This is a genomic window from Streptomyces oryzae, assembly GCF_017676365.1.
Taxonomy (GTDB): Bacteria; Actinomycetota; Actinomycetes; order Streptomycetales; family Streptomycetaceae; genus Streptomyces; species Streptomyces oryzae.
In genome coordinates this window covers 1-17329 of sequence record NZ_JADKMA010000019.1, presented here as the reverse complement: position 1 = coordinate 17329, position 17329 = coordinate 1, and the positions used below count along the sequence as shown (strand labels likewise).

Here is a 17329-nt window from a genome sequence, read left to right as displayed (position 1 = left end):
CGGACTTCAGCAGAGGCGGACTTGAACACGATCTGGCAGCTGCTCGTCGAGCGGCACGAGAGCGCTCCCGGCGGCGGATTCTGGACCACCGAGGTGATCGGCGAGTGCACCGGCACCCGTGAGCAGGCCATGACCCTGCTGGAGCAGCGGGCCCGTGCCTACGCGCCCGAGCACCCCTGGAACCCGCAGCGGGTCCAGTTCTACCGCGTCGCGGACGGCTTCATGACAGTCATCGAGGGCCTGCGCCACCGCCGCCGCTGGACCTGCCGCTTCGTGCTGGCGGAACTCCTCTACGACGGTCCGCCGCCGGTGCCCCTGGCGCCGCAGCCGCCTGCCGCACCGCCGCGGCCGGCGGCCCCGCCCGGTGGCTGGTGATACCGGTCTCGTATGGCGGGCACCCGGATGGGTTCGTCCCGAAACCCCGTAACCTTGGCTCCGTGACTGTGAACGCCCACACCGACGCCGGTGCACACACCTGGCAAGACCTGCCCGCGGCACAGCAGCCCGACTGGCCGGACCACGAGGCTCTGCGTACCGTACTCGCCGAGCTCGAGTCCTATCCGCCGCTCGTCTTCGCGGGCGAGTGCGACCAGCTGCGCCAGCGGCTGGGGTCGGTCGCGCGCGGTGAGGCGTTCCTGCTCCAGGGCGGCGACTGCGCCGAGGCGTTCGACCAGGTCAGCGCCGAGCACATCCGCAACAAGCTCAAGACGCTGCTGCAGATGGGCGCCGTCCTCACGTACGCGGGCTCCGTCCCCGTCGTCAAGGTCGGCCGGATCGCGGGCCAGTACAGCAAGCCCCGTTCCAAGCCGACCGAGACCCGCGACGGGGTGACGCTGCCCTCCTACCGTGGCGACTCGGTCAACGGCTTCGAGTTCACGCCCGAGGCCCGCAGGCCGGACCCGGAGCGGCTGAAGCGGATGTACCACGCCTCGTCCGCGACGCTGAACCTGGTCCGCGCCTTCACCACCGGCGGCTACGCCGATCTGCGCCAGGTGCACGCCTGGAACCAGGACTTCGTCAAGTCGTCGCCCTCCGGCCAGCGGTACGAGGCGCTGGCGCGCGAGATCGACCAGGCCATGAAGTTCATGCACGCCTGCGGAACCGACCCCGAAGAGCTGAAGACGGTCGAGTTCTACTCCTCGCACGAGGCGCTGCTGCTCGACTACGAGTCGGCGCTGACCCGCGTCGATTCCCGCAGCGGCAACCTCTACGACGTGTCCGGGCACATGGTCTGGATCGGCGAGCGCACCCGGCAGCTGGACGGCGCGCACATCGAGTTCGCCTCCCGGGTGCGGAACCCGGTCGGGGTGAAGCTGGGCCCGACGACGACCTCGGAGGAGGCGCTGGCCCTCATCGAGCGGCTCGACCCGGACCGCGAGCCGGGCCGACTCACCTTCATCACCCGGATGGGAGCCGACAAGATCCGCGACCGGCTCCCCGAACTGGTGGAGAAGGTCACCGCCTCCGGCGCCACCGTCGCCTGGGTGTGCGACCCGATGCACGGCAACACCTTCGAGGCGGCCAGCGGTCACAAGACGCGCCGCTTCGACGATGTGCTGGACGAGGTCAAGGGCTTCTTCGAGGTCCACAAGGGCCTGGGCACCCACCCCGGCGGCATCCACATGGAGCTGACCGGTGACGACGTCACCGAGTGCGTGGGCGGCGGCGACGAGATCTTCGTCGACGATCTGCACCAGCGCTACGAGACGGCCTGCGACCCCAGGCTCAACCGCAGTCAGTCGCTCGACCTGGCCTTCCTGGTCGCGGAGATGTACCACGACCAGTGAGCCGCCGCGACCACCGTCCCTGACCGCTGGGGCCCGCGTCACCTGTGTGACGCGGGCCCCAGCGGCGTATGTGGACAGGCCGGGGAGGGTAAGGTTAGGTTAACCTCAGCAAGCCTGAGTCCGACCGTACCGATCCGAGGCGGAGGTGACCGCGTGTACGTCTGCTCGTGCTTCGGCATCACCGAAGAGCAGGTGCAAGAGCACGCGGCGGCGGGGGCGTGCACCCCGCGCCAGATAGCCTCCGCCAGCAAGGCGGGCACGGACTGCGGCTCCTGCGTCCGCCGCATCCAGGGCATCCTCGGCCGCGGCCAGTGCCCGCGCAGGGCAGCACTGGACCGCGGAGAACCGCCCCTCACGGCCCAGCCGGCCCCAGCAGCGGCCTCACCTGCTGTCGCCGCGTAGCGGGAGCGCCCCGTCAGGGGTGCGGGGAACGGCTCCCCCAAGCTCTTCGAGCAGGGGATGCCCCCAGCAACCACCGAGCACCCGCAGACCGAGAACGACGGACAGGGGCACCCCCTCCCGTCCCGTTCGCGGCGTCACGTCTCGTTCGCGGCCTTCTGCTCGATCTGCCGCGAGAGGTACAGCGACTCGCCCAGCTTGTCGATCAGCTCGAGCTGGGTGTCCAGGTAGTCGATGTGGTGTTCCTCGTCCGCGAGGATGTCCTCGAAGATGTTGGCGGACGTGATGTCGCCCTTGTTCCGCATCAGCTCGATGCCGCGCTTGAGCCGGTCGATCGCCTCCACCTCGATCTGCCGGTCGGCGCGGAACATCTCGGTGACCGTCTGGCCGACCCGCACATGGAAGAGCCGCTGGTAGTTCGGCAGCCCCTCCAGGAAGAGGATGCGGTCGGTGAGCCGTTCCGCGTGCCGCATCTCGTCGAAGGACTCGGCGCGGGTGTACTCGGCGAGCTTGGTCCAGCCGAAGTGCTCCTGCATCTTGGCGTGCAGGAAGTACTGGTTGATCGCGGTCAGCTCGGCGGTGAGCTGCTCGTTGAGGAACTCGATGACCTCGGGGTCGCCCTGCATGGTGGCGGGCTCCTTCCAGGGGCATGACGCATGGATCGGGCAAGTGCGCACGTGGCACAGGGTGCGCGCAGCGCGCAGGATGCGCGTGGCGCGCAATCGCGCATCCTGTCACCGCCCACAGGCTCGGTCCAGTAAGTGCACGCTTACCGGGTGTGCCGGTATTTGCGCTTGTGAGCGGCGATTCCGCGCCCGTCGACTACCCACTCGGGGGGTGGTCAAGACCAGCGGCCGGGGTCTGTCACCATGGGGGCATGGGTCAGCCGCAAAGCCGCGAAGGGGAGCAACCGGAGCTTCCGCCCGGGCAGCGGCTCCAGCGCGGGTGGCCGGTCACCCACTACGGCCCGGTGCCGAGATTCCGCCGTGAGAGATGGGACTTCCGGGTTTTCGGCGCCACCGCGGACGGCGAGAAGCACTGCTGGGACCACGAGCAGTTCTCCGCGCTGCCGTACCGGACCGTGGTGGCCGATCTGCACTGTGTCGCGAAGTTCAGCATGCTGGGTGCCGAGTGGGGCGGTGTGCTCGCCCGCACGGTCCTCGAACTGGCGCCGCCCGCGCCCGACGTCACCCATGTGATGGTGTGGGCGGAATACGGCTTCAGCTCGAACCTGCGGCTGTCGGACTTCACATCCGAGAAGACGGTCTTCGCCACGCACCGCGCCGGTGAGCTGCTGACCGCCGAGCACGGGTTCCCCGTCCGCCTCATCGTGCCCCACCTCTACGCGTGGAAGGGCCCCAAGTGGGTCCGGGGCATCGAGTACATGACGGCGGACCGCCGGGGCTTCTGGGAGGAGCGCGGCTACCACAACATCGGCGACCCCTGGAAGGAGCAGCGCTACTCCTATCAGGAGGAGCCGGGAGACGGTCCGGAGCTGTAGCGCTCCGCCCGCCCCCGGCCGCCGCTCCCGTCAGTGGTGGTACTGATGCACCACCGCGTGGCCCTTGCCGGCGCCTATCAGCACGCGGTTGACCGGAGTGGTGATCACGAAGGCGATGGCGAACGCCACCGTGAGGGAGCCCCAGAACAGCCCCGTGTCCACATGCGCGTCCATCGCTCCTGGGACCAGCAGGACCACGCCGTTGTCGACCAGTTCCATGACCAGGATGGACACCGTGTCGGCTGCCAGGGCCACCTTGAACGCCGTACGGAGGTCGAGGCCGGCGCGTACGACCGCGTACATCGTGAAGCTGTAGCCGAAGGCGAAGGCCAGGACGATCGCCAGCGCCATGGTGGGTGCGTTGTGCCAGGCCAGAGCCGTGCCGATCACCATGCCCAGGATCTCGCCCAGCGCACAGCCGAGGAGGCAGTGCAGGGTGGCCTTGGCGGCCATCGGCCAGGAGACGGAGCCGGTGCCGGTGCCGCCGTGCTGATGCGCCCCGTGGCCGCTGTGGTCCTCGTGGCCGCCGTGGTGCCCGTGCTCGCTGTGGGGACGGTCGTCGTGGGCGGAGTGGTGCTGGGTGTGCTGAGTCATGGGACACCTCGTCGTCGAGCAGAGCGGATCGTGCCTTCGCACTGCCGTAACGTTATACCCCCTAGGGGTATTCCACCAGCCCCTGTGAACGCGTCAGCAGCCGTCCCGCAGCTTCTTCAGCATCGCCACATCCGCCGCATGTCCCTCTTTGCGGCCGGGCGTCTCGATCACCAGCGGCACGCCCGCGGTCAGCGGATGGGCCAGCAACTCGGCGAACGGCTCGGTCCCGATGTGGCCGCCACCGATGTTCGCGTGCCGGTCCTTGTGCGCGCCGGCCACGTCCTTGGAGTCGTTGGCGTGGATCAGCCGCAGCCGGCCGGGCCCGGTCGCCGCCACCAGCTCCCGGAGGGTGCGCTCCACTCCGCCCGGTGCGGCCAGGTCGTGGCCTGCGGCGAAGACATGGCAGGTGTCGAGGCAGACGCCGAGCTTCGGGTGGTGTTCCAGCGCCTCGAAGTACGGGCCCAGCTCGTGCACTTGAGAGCAGAGCGAGGCTCCCTGGCCGGCCGTCGGCTCCAGCAGCAGCCACGGGTCGTCGTCGTGGGTCAGCTCCTCCAACAGCGGCATCATCAGCTCGCGCGCCTGGGCGAGCGCCACCGACGGAGGCCGGCCGCCGGTCGCCGCGCCGGTGTGCACGACGACGCCCAGCGCACCGATGGCACGCCCGCGCCGCAGTGAATGCCGCAGGGAGAGCACGGACTTGGTGGCCGTCTCCTCGGTGTGCGAGCCGAAATTGATCAGGTAAGGGGCGTGTACATACGCGGGAAGTCCGCGCTCCGCGCATACCGTGCGGAATTCGGCGTCCTGGTCCGGATTTCCGGTCGACGTCGCCCAGCCGCGCGGATTCGCGACGAATACCTGAAGTGCTTCGGCGCCGATATCGGCGGCATAGGAAATGCCAGTGGCGGCCAGGCCCCCGGCTACGGGGACATGGCCGCCAATGGGATTGCGCAGGCGCCGCTTCTGCTGCGTTTCGCTCGTGGTCACACCACTCAGTATGCCGAGTTGACGTTGTCCATCGAACCGTAGCGGTCCGCCGCGTAGTTGCAGGCGGCGACGATGTTCGCGACCGGGTCGTACTGGTCCCAGGAGGTGCCGTCGACGTGGTAGGCGTCGAACGTCGGCTTGATCACCTGGAGCAGACCCTTGGAGGGCACGCCGTTGATGGCGTTGATGTCCCAGTTGTTGATGGCGCGCGGGTTGCCGCCGGACTCGCGGATGATGTTGCGCTTGATGCCGTCGTAGGAGCCGGGGATGTTGTGCTTGGCCATGATGGCGCGGGCCTCACGGATCCAGCCGTCCAGGTTGTTTGGGTAGCTGGGCTTGGCGGCGCGCTGCTTGGCGCGGTTGGCCGCCTCCTTGGCCGCGCGCTCCTTGGCCGCTGCCTCCTTCGCCTTCTGCTGGGCCTCGGCCTTGGCTGCGCGCTTCGCGGCGTCGGCCTTGATCGCGGCGGCCGCCTCGTCGGTGCTGGTGAAGCTCTTGGCGGTGACGGTGGCGTCCTTGACGCTGGCCACCGGCTGGGTTTCGGCGGGCGCCTTCGTCAGGGACTGCTGCTGCGCGGTGAGGTCCTTGCCCTGCTTGGGCAGCACCGAGGAGTGGGGGCTGAAGGCGACGCTCTCGGCGGTGACCTTCTTGGCCGTGGCCTGGCCGGAGTCGCCGTGCGCCGCGGTGCTCGGGAGCACGGTCACGGCCAGGGTCGCGGCGCCCGCGGCACCGAGACCTATGGCGGAGAACTTCCTGGCCTTGGGGCTGAGGTTGCTGAGACTGAGGCTGGAGATGCTGGGCATGAGGAAGTACGGACCCTTTCATCGCTGGCGTCGTCGCAGAGGCGGGGAGCCGGGGAAGGAGCCGAGTGCTGTTTCGGCGCCGTGCGACGACCGCAATTGTTAAAGGGCCCCTTTTGCGAAATCAAAGGTGTGACGTACTACCCGAATTCGTTGTCCGGGGGGCGAGTCGGCCGTCGTTTTCGGCCCTGCATTCCAGGTGACGGCGCCGATTGCTTTCCACTACCCTATTTCGTAGGTGATCTGCGTCCTATGGGTGGGGTCACATGCCACCAGTCCGTACACCACTGCTCGTGACGGGATATGCGCAGCAAGTCGGACATCTTCGGTACGTGGCGTGAGCGGCGCGTTACACAGCGGAAGCCCCGCGAGGGAGCCGGAGGACCGGCGCTCGCGGGGCTTCAGCGGAACAAAGACCGGCTCAGCGGAGCCAGATGGTGACCTCGGAGCCGCGGGGCGCCTTCTCGCCGCTGTCGGGGGACTGGTTGAAGACGGTGTCGCCGAAGAAGATGCGGCGTACGTTCACCTCGAAGCCCGCCTGCTCCAGCTTCGAGGTGGCCTCGTCCTCGCTGCTGCCCTCCACGTCCGGAACCTCGACCATGTCGGGGCCCTTGGAGACCGTCAGCGTCACCGTGTCGCCCTTGGCGGCCGTGCTGCCGTCAGTGGGGGACTGGCGGGCGATGGTGCCCTTGTCGTGCTCGGAGTTGACCCGCTCGGAGGCGATACGGACCTTGAAGCCCGCCTCCTTCAGCTCGTCCACGGCGTCGCTCTGATCGTCGCCCACCACGTCGGGCACCTTCAGCTCCGTGCCCTTGGAGACGGTGAGCGCCACCGCGGCGCCCGGCCTGCGCTTGCTGCCCGGTGCCGGGTCGGTGGAGATGACGGAGCCCTGCGCGGTCTCGTCGTCGAACCGCCGCTTGACGGTGCCCGGCTTCAGACCGGCGTCCTCGAGCTTGCGGCGGGCGTCCGAGAGCGGGGTGCCCTTCAGGTCCGGGATCTTCACCTCATGCGGGCCGCGCGAGACGGTCAGGGTGACGCTGCCCGTCTTGCGGATGCGGTCGCCCGGCTTCGGGTCGGTGCTGATGACGTGGTCACGCTTGACCCGCTCGCTGTAGTCGCGCTCCACCTTGACGTCGAGGCCGGCATCGGCCAGCTCCTTCTTCGCCTTCGACTCGGTCTGGTCCAGCACCGCAGGTGTCCGGATGAACTGGCCGGAATTGACGTACCAGACGCCCGCGCCCACCAGCGCCACCAGCAGCACACCCAGCGTCACCAGCACCCAGCGCGGCTGGAGCCCACGCCGCCGCGCGCCACCGGCGGCCGGAGCCGGCCCACCGTCCGGCGGCGCGGCGGGCGGCTCCGCCGGGGGCGCGCTCAGCAGCGCCGTACGGTTCAGCGGATCCGCGTCCGGCACCGGGTCGGCAGCCGTCGCCCCGGCAGGGCGCGGGATCACATAGGTGTCGGCCTCGGTCTGCGAGCCAGTCCCCGCGGCCGCGGAGTGCGCTGCCGCGGCGATGTCCTGCCCGGCGTCCTCCGCCGGGGCGATGTCCACAGCCCCGGCGCCCGCTTCCTTCGCCTGCGGCGGAACCGCGTCCAGCTCCTCGTCGGTCAGCCCGGCGCGGGCCGTCCGCACCTCGGAGAGCAGCGCGACCGCGTCCGCCGGCCGTTCCTCGGGTGCGCGGGCCGTCGCCCGTGCGACCAGGGCGTCCAGCGCCGCCGCCATCCCCGGCACCGCCGCTGAGGGGGCGGGCATGTCCTTGTTCAGATGCTGGTAGAGCACCTGCGCCGGGGAGGCACCCGAGTGCGGTTTGGCGCCGGTCAGCATCTCGTAGAGCATCACGCCGCACGAGTAGAGATCCGTACGCGGGGTCGCCGTACCGTCCTCGATCTGCTCGGGCGCCAGATACGAGACGGTGCCCAGGATGGAGTCCGTCGTCGCGGACGTCTGGCTGTCCACCGCGCGGACCAGTCCGAAGTCGGCGACCTTGACCCGGCCGTCGTCCCCTATCAGCACGTTCTCCGGCTTCACGTCCCGGTGCACCAGGCCCGCGCGGTGCGCGGCACCCAGCGCGGCGAGGACCGGCTCCAGGATGTCGAGCGCGGCGCGGGGGCGCAGGGCGCCCCTGTCCCGCAGTACGTCGCGGAGGGTGCAGCCCTCCACGTACTCCATCGCGAGGTAGACGTACGTGCCGTCCGTGCCCTGGTCGAAGACCCCGACCACATTGGGGTGCGCGAGGCGCGCGGCGGACTTGGCCTCCCGGATGAAGCGGGTCACGAACGTCTCGTCCGCGGAGAGGGAGGTGTGCATCACCTTCAGGGCCAGCACCCGGTCCAGACGGGTGTCCATGGCGCGGTACACCGTCGCCATGCCGCCGATGGCTACCCGCGCTTCGACGCGGTACCGGCCGTCGAGAACCTGGCCGACCAGCTGGTCCTTGGTGGTGGTGTCCATTGCGCAGAGTGTACGAGGGCTCGACGCCGGCCCGGCCGTGTGGTTGCGGGTTGCTGCGCTTCTGCGGCCGAACGGTGACACGCCGTATGTGAGGGCCCTCGCTATCCGAACGCGGGGCGCTCGGGATCCAGTGCGGCGACCCCCTCGGCGGGGGAGGACGCCTCCGCGAAGTGGCGCCGCGGGATGCGCCCCGCGCGGAAGGCGAGGCGGCCGGCCTCGACCGCGTGGCGCATGCCCTCGGCCATGAGCACCGGCTCCTGGGCCCGGGTGACGGCGGAGGCCAGCATCACGGCGGCGCAGCCCAGCTCCATGGCGAGGGCGGCGTCGGACGCCGTACCCGCACCGGCGTCCAGGATCACCGGGACGCCGGCCCGCTCGGTGATCAGCTGGAAGTTGTGCGGGTTGCGGATGCCGAGCCCGGAGCCGATGGGCGAGCCCAGCGGCATGATCGCGGCGCAGCCCACGTCCTCCAGCTTGCGGGCGAGCACGGGGTCGTCGTTGGTGTACGGCAGCACCGTGAAGCCGTCGTCCACCAGCGTCTCGGCGGCGTCCAGCAGCTCGACGGGGTCGGGCAGCAGAGTGCGCTCGTCGGCGATGACCTCCAGCTTCACCCAGTCGGTGCCCAGCGCCTCGCGGGCGAGCCGCGCGGTCAGGACCGCCTCGCCCGCCGTATAGCACCCGGCGGTGTTCGGCAGGACGCGGATGCCGTGGCTGTCCAGTACGGAGAGCACGGAGCCGCTGACCGAGGGGTCGAGGCGGCGCATCGCGACGGTCGTCAGTTCGGTGCCGGAGGCGAGGAGGGCGCGTTCCAGCACCTCCAGGCTGGGCGCGCCGCCGGTGCCCATGATCAGGCGCGAGGTGAAGGCGGTGTCGCCAATGGTCAGCGGATCGTCGGCCATCGCTTGCTCAGCCTCCCTGTACTGCGGTGAGAACTTCGACGCGGTCGCCCTCGCCCAGCGGGGTCGTGGCCCAGCGGCTCCGGGGGACGACGTCCTCGTTGAGCGCAGCGGCCACGCCCGAGGGCGCGGTGGTGAGAGTGGCCACGAGCTGGTCGAGGGTGAGTCCGGCGGTCACCTGGCGGGGCTCGCCGTTGACGGAGACGGTCAGTGTCCCGGCGGTGGACGTCATGCGGGCTGCTCCTGGAGTTCCTGGGCGGGGGAGGCGGCGAAGCGGCGCGGGGTGAACGGCTCCGCGAGTCCGGGCAGCTCGCCGCTGGTCAGCGCCTCGGCCAGCACCTCGCCGGTGACGGGGGTGAGGAGCACGCCGTGCCGGTAGTGGCCGGTGGCCAGGTGGAGCCCGGGCAGCGTGCCGGGGCCGAGCAGCGGCGCGTTGTCGGGGGAGCCTGGGCGCAGCCCGGCGCGGGTCTCGGCCAGCGGGAGCTCGGTGATGCCGGGCACGAGTTCGTGCGCGTCCCGCAGCAGCTCGTAGACGCCGCCTGCGGTGACGGTGGTGTCCCAGCCCAGCTCCTCGCTGGTGGCGCCGAGGACGAGCTCGCCGTCCTCGCGGGGCACCAGATAGAGGGGACAGCCGCGCACGACGGCGCGGACCGTACGGGAGAGGAAGGCGCCGTGCCGTGCGTGCGGCATCCGCAGCCGCAGCACCTGCCCCTTCACCGGGCGTACCGGGGGCGCCGCGTCGGGGGGCAGCCCTTCCAGCGTGCTGCTGCGGGAGCCCAGCGCCAGCACCGTCTGGCCCGCGTGCAGCTGAGCGCCGTCCTCCAGGGCAGCGCCGGCGGCGCGGTCCCGTGAGACGAGCAGCCGCAGCGCGCGGGAGCGGCGGAAGACGACCCCCGCGCGTTCGCAGGCGCGCAGCAGCGCCGTGGCCAGCCGGCGGGGGTCGATCTGATGGTCGCCGTCCACCCGGGCTCCGCCGCGTACGGAGGGCGCGAGCATCGGCTCCAGGCGGCGGCACTCGCGGCCGGTCAGCCACTGGGTCTCCAGTCCGCAGCGCTGCTGGAGCGCGTGCAGCTCGCGCAGCTGGGCGCGGTCGTCGGCGTCGAGCGCGACCGTGAGGGTGCCGCAGGCCCGGTAGCCGGTGTCCAGCCCGGTGGCGTCCTCCAGTTCGGCGACGAAGTCCGGATAGCGCGCCGCCGAGGCCAGGTTGAGCTCCAGCAGCGTCTCCTCGCCGTAGTGCAGCTCGGTGACCGCCGCGAGCATGCCGGCCGCCACCTGTGCGGCGCCGCCGCCGGGTTCGGGGTCGACGACGGTCACGGTCAGGCCGCGCCCCGCGGCGCGCCAGGCGGTGACCAGACCGATGAGGCCGCCACCGAGCACGAGCACGTCGGGACTCGTGAGGGTTGCTGCCGGAATTGCCGTGCCGCGCATGGGCGCTGCTGCTCCCTTCGCCGGAATGACCCGGATCAGGTTCGGACGGTCGGAGGCCGCCGCAGCCTCCCTCTCAGCCCGGTGCGTCCGGGCTCCCGCGTATGCCGTAATCAACTGCACCCACCCTACTGCGGGGCCGGCGGGCCGGGTAAGGGCCACCTGCGCGCCAGGGGGGCGCCCCGCCGGGGGGTCTACGACCGGTGACCGATGGCCGCACTGGCCGACCGGCATACAGTGATCGCGTGAGTCACAGTCAGAAACAGCAGCGGGCCGTGATCGTGGGTGCCGGGATGGCCGGCGTGCAGACAGCCGTGCAACTGCGCGAACAGGGCTGGCCCGGTTCGGTGCGGCTGATCGGGGCCGAGCCGCACGCGCCGTACGACAGGCCGCCGCTGTCCAAGGCCGTGCTGCTGGGTGCGGGCGAGGAGGCGGAGGCGCCGCTTTTCGAGATCGACTTCGCGGGGCTCGGCATCGAGCTGGAGCTCGGCAGAACCGTCACCGGTCTGAGCAGTGACGAACGGCTGCTGGTCACCGATGCCGGGCCCGTCCACTACGACCGTCTCGTACTGGCGACCGGCGCCGAGCCGGTCACCCTGCCGGGCAGCGAGGGAGTGCCGGGCGTCCATCTGCTGCGCACCCTGGACGACGCACGGCGGCTGCGCCCCGTACTGGCCGAACGGGGCCGGATCGTGGTGGTGGGGGCGGGCTGGATCGGCGCGGAGTTCGCGACGGCGGCACGCGAGCGGGGCTGCGAGGTCACCGTCGTCGAGGCCGCGGACACCCCGCTGCCCGGCGCGCTCCCGGCGGAGATCTCCGAGCCGATGCGGGACTGGTACGCGGACGCCGGGGCGACCCTGCGCACCGGCGTGGCGGTCGAGGCCGTCGAGCGCGGCGAGGTGCTGCTGGCCGACGGGACACGGCTGGCCGCTGACGCGGTGCTGGTCGGGATCGGTGCCCGTCCGGCGACCGGCTGGCTGCGCGGCTCCGGTGTGGAGCTCGGCTCCGACGGTGCCGTGGCCGCCGACGCCTGGCTGCGCGCCCCGGTCTCGGGCAGCCACGAGTCCGGTATCTACGCCGTGGGCGACTGCGCCTCCTTCCCTTCGGCCCGCTACGGCGAGCGGCTGCTGATCCACCACTGGGACAACGCGCTCCAGGGACCGCGTACGGTCGCGGCGAACCTGGTGGCCGAGGGGCACGCCGACGGGGAGGCCGACAGCGTGGCCTACGACCCGGTGCCGTACTTCTGGTCCGAGCAGTTCGGCCGTTTCGTGCAGTACATCGGGCACCACGACGAGGGCGACGAACTGGTCTGGCGCGGCTCCCCGCGCGGCGCCGCCTGGAGCGTGTGCTGGCTGCGCGGCGAGCGGCTGGCCGCGCTGCTGGCGGTCGGCCGTCCGCGCGATCTCGCACAGGGCCGGAAGCTGATTCAGCAGGGCAGAGCCGTGGACCGGGCGCTGGTGGGCGACGCGGCCGTCGCCCTCAAGCAGGCCGCGCGGTAGTGACCGCCGGTTCCAGATGGCAGTCTGGAACCCGTGACCGAGATTGACGCAAAGACCGATGCTCTCGTCCCCGCCTGGCTCACCCTTCCCGATGTCGCCGAGAAGCTCGGCGTCGAAGTGACCCGGGTACGGCAGCTCGTGAAGGAAGGCCAGCTGATCGCGGTGCGGCGGGAAGCGGAGTCCGGGAACAGGGTGCTCCAGGTTCCGGCCGCCTTCATCGGTGAGGGCCGGATCGTGAAGGGCCTGTCGGGCACCATCACGCTCCTGAAGGACGACGGCTTCAGCGACGAAGAGATGCTCGAATGGCTGTTCACCGAGGACGAGTCCCTGCCCGGCTCGCCCGTGACGGCCCTGCGGGAGAACCGGGGCACGGAGGTCAAGCGCCGCGCCCAGGCGCTCGCCGTCTGACCGGGCACGGCAGAAGAACGCAGCAGAACACCGACACCACCGGGTGCGTGGACTCGTCCGCGGGTCCACGCACCCCTCATGGGGGGACCACCGCACCATGCCCCGCAGCACCACCACGCCCACCGCTGACCCCGACGCCCGCAAAAAGCTCGCCAGGGCGCAGCTCTACCTGTGCACCGACGCCCGCAAGGAGCAGGGCGATCTGCCCGAGTTCCTGGACGCGGTGCTGGCGAACGGCGTGGACATCGTCCAGCTGCGGGACAAGGGCATGGAGGCGGCTGAGGAGCTGGCACATCTGGCCGTCTTCGCCGACGCCTGCCGCCGGCACGGCGCGCTGCTCGCCGTCAACGACCGGGCTGACGTGGCGCACGCCGCCGGCTCCGATGTGCTCCACCTCGGCCAGGGCGATCTCCCGGTCCCCGCGGCCCGCGCGCTGCTCGGCGACGAGCTGCTGATCGGCCGCTCCACCCACGCGGCGGCCGAGGCGGACGCGGCGCTGACCGAGCCCGGTGTCGACTACTTCTGCACCGGTCCCTGCTGGCCTACCCCCACCAAGCCGGGCCGTCCGGCACCGGGGCTGGATCTCGTCCGTCACACCGCCGCCCGTACCGCCGCGAATCCGGCAGCACGGCCCTGGTTCGCCATCGGCGGGATCGACGCGGACAACCTGGACCAGGTACTGGAGGCCGGGGCCCGCCGGGTGGTGGTGGTCCGCGCGCTCACCCGGGCCGACGATCCGGGGGCTGCCGCCGCCTCGCTCGCCGCACGGCTGCGGGAGGCGGCCGACGGCGGCCCCGGGCCCTCCGCGTCGTGACCGGCGGCTTCCTTAGCACGCGGCGGCCCGCTGTCCAACAGGTGGACATCGGCCATCCGGGAAACGGACAGATCACCCCGTACCATCCCAGTGTCGAGCCGCTCTACAGGTCAGGCCGCTAGCCTGCATCCATGGCCATCGGTATCTCAGCTCTCAGGACAGACCGTCCGCCGACTGTGCGTGATCTGCTCGCGAGCGGAGAGCAGTCCTTCTCCTTCGAGTTCTTCGCGCCGAAGACCGAGAAGGGGGAGCGGACCCTGTGGGACGCGCTGCGGCGCATCGAGGCGGTGTCCCCGACCTTCGTCTCCGTCACCTACGGCGCGGGTGGCTCCTCGCGCGAGGGCACGGTCCGCAACACCGAGCGCATCGCCAACGAGACCACCCTGACCCCGGTCGCGCACCTGACCGCCGTCAGCCACTCGCGGGCCGAGCTGCGCAACGTCATCGGGCAGTACGCGGACGCGGGCATCCGCAATGTGCTCGCGCTGCGCGGCGATCCGCCCGGCGACCCGCTGGGGGAGTGGGTCAAGCACCCCCAGGGGATCGACTACGCCTCCGAACTCGTCGAGCTGATCAAGGAGTCCGGCGACTTCTGCGTCGGCGTCGCGGCCTTCCCCGAGATGCACCCGCGCTCGACCGACTGGGAGAGCGATATCCGGCATTTCGTAAACAAGTGCAAAGCCGGCGCCGATTACGCGATCACCCAGATGTTCTTCCGGGCCGAGGACTACCTGCGGCTGCGCGACAAGGTCGCCGCGGCGGGCTGTCACACGCCGATCATCCCGGAGATCATGCCCGTCACGAACGTGAAGCAAATCGAGCGGTTCGCACAGCTGAGCAACGCCACCCTGCCGACCGAGATGATCGAGCGGCTCCACGCGGTCCAGGACGATCCGGCAGCGGTACGCTCACTCGGAATCGAGTACGCCACAGACTTGTGTGCGAGGCTGATGGCCGAAGGCGTCCCGGGTCTGCACTTCATCACGCTGAACCACTCCACGGCGACGCTGGAGATCCACCAGAATCTCGGCCTTCGGGAGAGGGCTAACCTGGGTCTCCGTAAGGGGACTTGAGCGAGGACTCGAGCCACGGACCGCCCATGCGGCGGCGGAAGCGGAAGAGGGGCGTAGATGGGCTGGACGGTCCTCTATATCGCGTTCGGCGTCGTTGCGCTGTGGCTGCTGGGTGAGGCCCTGCTCCAGTACAAGGCCCGGCTGCGCTGGCGGGCGCTGGCCTTCGCCGGCTTCCTGGGCGTGGTGCTGGGGACGATACTGCCGTCGATCATCGTGATCGGCGTCGGCATCGCGGCCTTCGCCGTCGGCCAGACCTTCGTCACCCTCTCCGTGCGGAGCGGGTTCACCGCCGGGTGGTCGCTCGGCGGTGGCCCCGGCTCCAGCAAGCGCCGCCGCCGGGCCGACGCGGGGCCGGGGCCCGACACCGCCTCGCTGGAGGTCTCCGACCTCCAGACCCACGACCACGGCGCCGCTCCGGCCCCCGGCACGGTTCCCGTGCCCGACCCGGTCGACGACTACGGGCCACAGGGCTATGGCCCGCAGGGCTACGACGAGCAGGGTTACGGCCGGCAAGCGTACGACCAGCAGGGTTACGACCAGCCGGGGTACGGACAGCAGGGATACGACCAGCCCGAGCCCGCCGCCCCGTTCGCAAACGGAACCGGCCCCGGTCCCGGCCCCGACTCCGGCTATGCGTACGCCGGTTACGACGCGTACGGCGGCGGCACCGAGGGCTATGAGGAGGAGACCTCGGTCTTCGGCCATTCCCCCGGCCCGATGCCGGCCTCGGTGCCCGCGCCGGACCAGACCCAGGCGTTCGCATACGGGGAGGGGACCGGCGAACAGTACGCCGCCCCCGGCCAGTACGCCGGATACCCCGACCCCTCCGGCGCCGGGGACTCCGCCGAGTACCAGAGCTACCCCGCCTACCAGGAGTACCCGGACCCCTACGCGGGCTACGGCGGCGGCTACGGCGACGAGTACGGCTACCCCGCGCAGCAGCCCCAGCAGCCGTACTACCCCGAGGTTCCGGAAACGCCCCCCGGCGGCGTGTGGGTCCCCCAACAGCGGGACGCCGGGGCGCCGCTGCCCCCGGCCGAGCCGCCGATGCCCCCCTCCGAGGCTCCCGCCCCCTACGGCTACGGCGGCGAGTACGACTACTACGCCGAGGACCCGTCCGCCGCCCAGCAGCCGCAGCCCCAGCCGTATCCGCAGCAGGCGCCGCCGTATCCGCCGCAGGACTACTACGGCAGCGGTCAGTACTGAGGCAGTCGGGGCCGCAGTACAGACCTCGGCGCGAGTGGGAGGCGGCGGCTCAGACCGAGCCGCGCCAGTCCGGGTCCTGTACCAGCCCTGCCACCATCGCGCCGCTCATGCCTGCGCCGGGCAGGCCGCCGCCCGGGTGGGACCAGCTGCCCGCCGTGTAGAGGCCGGGCAGATCGGTCCGGTTGGCGGGGTACAGAAAGGCGCCGTCGGCGCCGGGCAGTGCGGGGGGCGGCACCCGACCGCCCGGGGCGCCGGTCTCCGCCTCGTTGTCGGCGGGAGTGCGCACCTCGTGCCACAGCAGCCGCTCGCGCAGCCCCAGCCCGGCGGCGTCCGTCGCGGCCAGCAGCCGTTCGGCGAGTTGCGCTGCCGCGGTGTCGTCCGTGAAGGAGCCCGCGGGTACCGGCAGCGACAGCACGGCCGTCTCGTGCGCGTCGTCCGGGCGCAGCGCCGGATCGTCCGGCCGCAGTACGGTCACCGGCTGACCCGGCTCCGCCGCGCGGTGCACCAGCGTGCGGTGCGCCGTGCCGTCGGGGCGGGCGCCCCGCAGTGCGAGCAGCACCGTGAACCGGGCCATGCCCCGTTCCGTACCGCCCTGGCCGCCGGGTGCGCCGCCGGGTTCGCTGCCGGGTGCGACGCCGGGTGCGCCGCCGGGTGTGGCAGGACCGCCACCGGCGACCACCACGTCCGCGTCGATCAGCGAGCCGTCGGCCAGCTCCACCCCGGCCGCCCGCCCGTCCTTCTCCCGTACGCCGGTCACCGCGCTGCCGAAGTGGAAGGTCACCCGCCGCTCCCGGCACCGCTCGTACAGCGCGTCCGCGAGGGCACGCATCCCGCCGCGTACGTACCAGGTGCCGAAGGTGTCCTCGACGTAGGCGAGGACGGCGGCGCTCGCGGGAGCCGTCGCCGGGTCCAGGCCGTGCGCCCACACACAGCCGCACAGCATCGCCGCCAGCCGCGGATCGCGGAGCTCGTCCTGCGCGGCCTCGGCCAGCGTCGGCGTACGCCGGCGGAGCAGGCCCCTCTTCCGTAGCGCCGGGTAGGCGTCCCGGCCCAGGGCGCCCCGCGAAGCAGGCTCGTCGCGCAGCGGCTCCTCCAGCAGCGGGCGGCGCGTGGCCTCCCACGCCTCGCGGGCCCGGGTCAGCATCCCGGCCCAGCGCTCGCCGGCACCCGCGCCGAGTGCCTCGTCCAGTGCGGCGATCACCTTGCCACGGGAGGCGTTGGGCAGCGATACGGCGCCGCGGTCGCCCTCCGGGAACACATGGCGGGCGGTGACCGGCACCTGGACCAGCTCCACCCGGTCCTCCAGCCGCTCGCGGCCGGTCTTGACGAACAGGTCCCGATAGACGGCCGGCAGATTCAGCAACCCGGGCCCGGTATCGAAAGCGAACCCCTCCCGCACGTACTGCCGCACGCCACCCCCGTACGACGCGCTGCGCTCATGCACCACGACCTCGTGCCCCGCGACGGCCAACCGAGCCGCCGCCGCCATCC

The 17329-nt window shown here is 71.5% G+C and carries 18 protein-coding genes and 1 riboswitch; of the genes, 9 read left to right on the top strand and 9 right to left on the bottom strand.

The annotated features are described in order from the left end of the window. Nucleotides 1–21: 21 nt before the first annotated feature. The 3 genes from ITI46_RS06155 (at nt 22) to ITI46_RS06145 (ending at nt 2189) form a co-directional block, all read left to right on the top strand. The gene (locus ITI46_RS06155; protein ID WP_209238367.1) at nt 22–375 is read left to right on the top strand and encodes a hypothetical protein; all 354 of its coding nucleotides are present in this window, start codon (nt 22–24) and stop codon (nt 373–375) included. 68 nt (nt 376–443) lie between these two features. Then, nucleotides 444–1787, top strand: a complete 1344-nt coding sequence (locus ITI46_RS06150) for a class II 3-deoxy-7-phosphoheptulonate synthase (RefSeq protein ID WP_209238400.1) — start codon at nt 444–446, stop codon at nt 1785–1787. 153 nt (nt 1788–1940) lie between these two features. Continuing rightward, complete coding sequence (locus ITI46_RS06145) at nt 1941–2189, top strand: (2Fe-2S)-binding protein (protein ID WP_209238366.1); 249 nt, start codon at nt 1941–1943, stop codon at nt 2187–2189. A gap of 134 nt (nt 2190–2323) precedes the next feature. Here the strand turns inward: ITI46_RS06145 and bfr are convergent, their stop codons facing one another. Next, nucleotides 2324–2812 carry a bacterioferritin gene (bfr, locus tag ITI46_RS06140; protein WP_209238365.1) on the bottom strand — a complete coding sequence of 163 codons (489 nt, stop codon included), beginning with the start codon at nt 2810–2812 and terminating at the stop codon, nt 2324–2326. A 251-nt stretch (nt 2813–3063) separates the two neighbouring features. Between bfr and ITI46_RS06135 the strand changes: the two genes are divergently transcribed. Then, nucleotides 3064–3687 carry a sulfite oxidase-like oxidoreductase gene (locus ITI46_RS06135; protein WP_209238364.1) on the top strand — a complete coding sequence of 208 codons (624 nt, stop codon included), beginning with the start codon at nt 3064–3066 and terminating at the stop codon, nt 3685–3687. A 30-nt stretch (nt 3688–3717) separates the two neighbouring features. On the opposite strand, the gene ITI46_RS06130 is transcribed toward ITI46_RS06135, so the two are convergent. The 7 genes from ITI46_RS06130 to thiO form a co-directional block, all read right to left on the bottom strand. Further along, nucleotides 3718–4281 carry a DUF4396 domain-containing protein gene (locus ITI46_RS06130; RefSeq protein WP_209238363.1) on the bottom strand — a complete coding sequence of 188 codons (564 nt, stop codon included), beginning with the start codon at nt 4279–4281 and terminating at the stop codon, nt 3718–3720. A 93-nt stretch (nt 4282–4374) separates the two neighbouring features. Continuing rightward, the gene (locus tag ITI46_RS06125) at nt 4375–5265 is read right to left on the bottom strand and encodes a deoxyribonuclease IV (protein ID WP_209238362.1); all 891 of its coding nucleotides are present in this window, start codon (nt 5263–5265) and stop codon (nt 4375–4377) included. A 5-nt stretch (nt 5266–5270) separates the two neighbouring features. After that, the gene (locus ITI46_RS06120; RefSeq protein WP_209238361.1) at nt 5271–6065 is read right to left on the bottom strand and encodes a transglycosylase SLT domain-containing protein; all 795 of its coding nucleotides are present in this window, start codon (nt 6063–6065) and stop codon (nt 5271–5273) included. 418 nt (nt 6066–6483) lie between these two features. Continuing rightward, complete coding sequence (pknB, locus tag ITI46_RS06115; RefSeq protein WP_209238360.1) at nt 6484–8514, bottom strand: Stk1 family PASTA domain-containing Ser/Thr kinase; 2031 nt, start codon at nt 8512–8514, stop codon at nt 6484–6486. A 101-nt stretch (nt 8515–8615) separates the two neighbouring features. Further along, nucleotides 8616–9413: a thiazole synthase gene (locus ITI46_RS06110; protein WP_209238359.1), complete on the bottom strand. Its 798-nt coding sequence runs from the start codon at nt 9411–9413 to the stop codon at nt 8616–8618. A gap of 7 nt (nt 9414–9420) precedes the next feature. Further along, nucleotides 9421–9642 (bottom strand): sulfur carrier protein ThiS, encoded by a 222-nt coding sequence (gene thiS, locus ITI46_RS06105; RefSeq protein WP_209238358.1) that lies wholly within the window; start codon nt 9640–9642, stop codon nt 9421–9423. Beyond that, nucleotides 9639–10838 carry a glycine oxidase ThiO gene (thiO, locus tag ITI46_RS06100; protein WP_209238357.1) on the bottom strand — a complete coding sequence of 400 codons (1200 nt, stop codon included), beginning with the start codon at nt 10836–10838 and terminating at the stop codon, nt 9639–9641. Before thiO ends, thiS begins: the two co-directional genes overlap by 4 nt. Then, nucleotides 10834–10947, bottom strand: a riboswitch (TPP riboswitch). (Overlaps the previous gene by 5 nt.) Nucleotides 10948–11080: 133 nt before the next feature. Here thiO and ITI46_RS06095 point away from each other — a divergent pair. The 5 genes from ITI46_RS06095 to ITI46_RS34605 all read left to right on the top strand — a co-directional run bounded on the left by ITI46_RS06095 (nt 11081) and on the right by ITI46_RS34605 (nt 15838). Then, nucleotides 11081–12337: an NAD(P)/FAD-dependent oxidoreductase gene (locus ITI46_RS06095; RefSeq protein ID WP_209238356.1), complete on the top strand. Its 1257-nt coding sequence runs from the start codon at nt 11081–11083 to the stop codon at nt 12335–12337. Between the two features lie 33 nt (nt 12338–12370). Then, on the top strand, nt 12371–12745 hold the full coding sequence (locus tag ITI46_RS06090; RefSeq protein ID WP_209238355.1) for an Rv2175c family DNA-binding protein: 375 nt from the start codon (nt 12371–12373) through the stop codon (nt 12743–12745). Between the two features lie 97 nt (nt 12746–12842). Further along, nucleotides 12843–13559, top strand: coding sequence for a thiamine phosphate synthase (gene thiE, locus ITI46_RS06085; RefSeq protein WP_209238354.1), 717 nt, complete (start codon nt 12843–12845; stop codon nt 13557–13559). A 131-nt stretch (nt 13560–13690) separates the two neighbouring features. Then, complete coding sequence (metF, locus tag ITI46_RS06080; protein ID WP_209238353.1) at nt 13691–14632, top strand: methylenetetrahydrofolate reductase [NAD(P)H]; 942 nt, start codon at nt 13691–13693, stop codon at nt 14630–14632. 57 nt (nt 14633–14689) lie between these two features. Then, a complete protein-coding gene (locus tag ITI46_RS34605) occupies nt 14690–15838 on the top strand; it encodes a chromosomal replication initiator protein DnaA (protein WP_247745543.1) in 1149 nt (382 codons plus the stop codon). Nucleotides 15839–15887: 49 nt separating this feature from the next. On the opposite strand, the gene ITI46_RS06070 is transcribed toward ITI46_RS34605, so the two are convergent. Next, nucleotides 15888–17327, bottom strand: a complete 1440-nt coding sequence (locus ITI46_RS06070) for a phytoene desaturase family protein (RefSeq protein ID WP_209238352.1) — start codon at nt 17325–17327, stop codon at nt 15888–15890. Nucleotides 17328–17329: the final 2 nt, after the last annotated feature.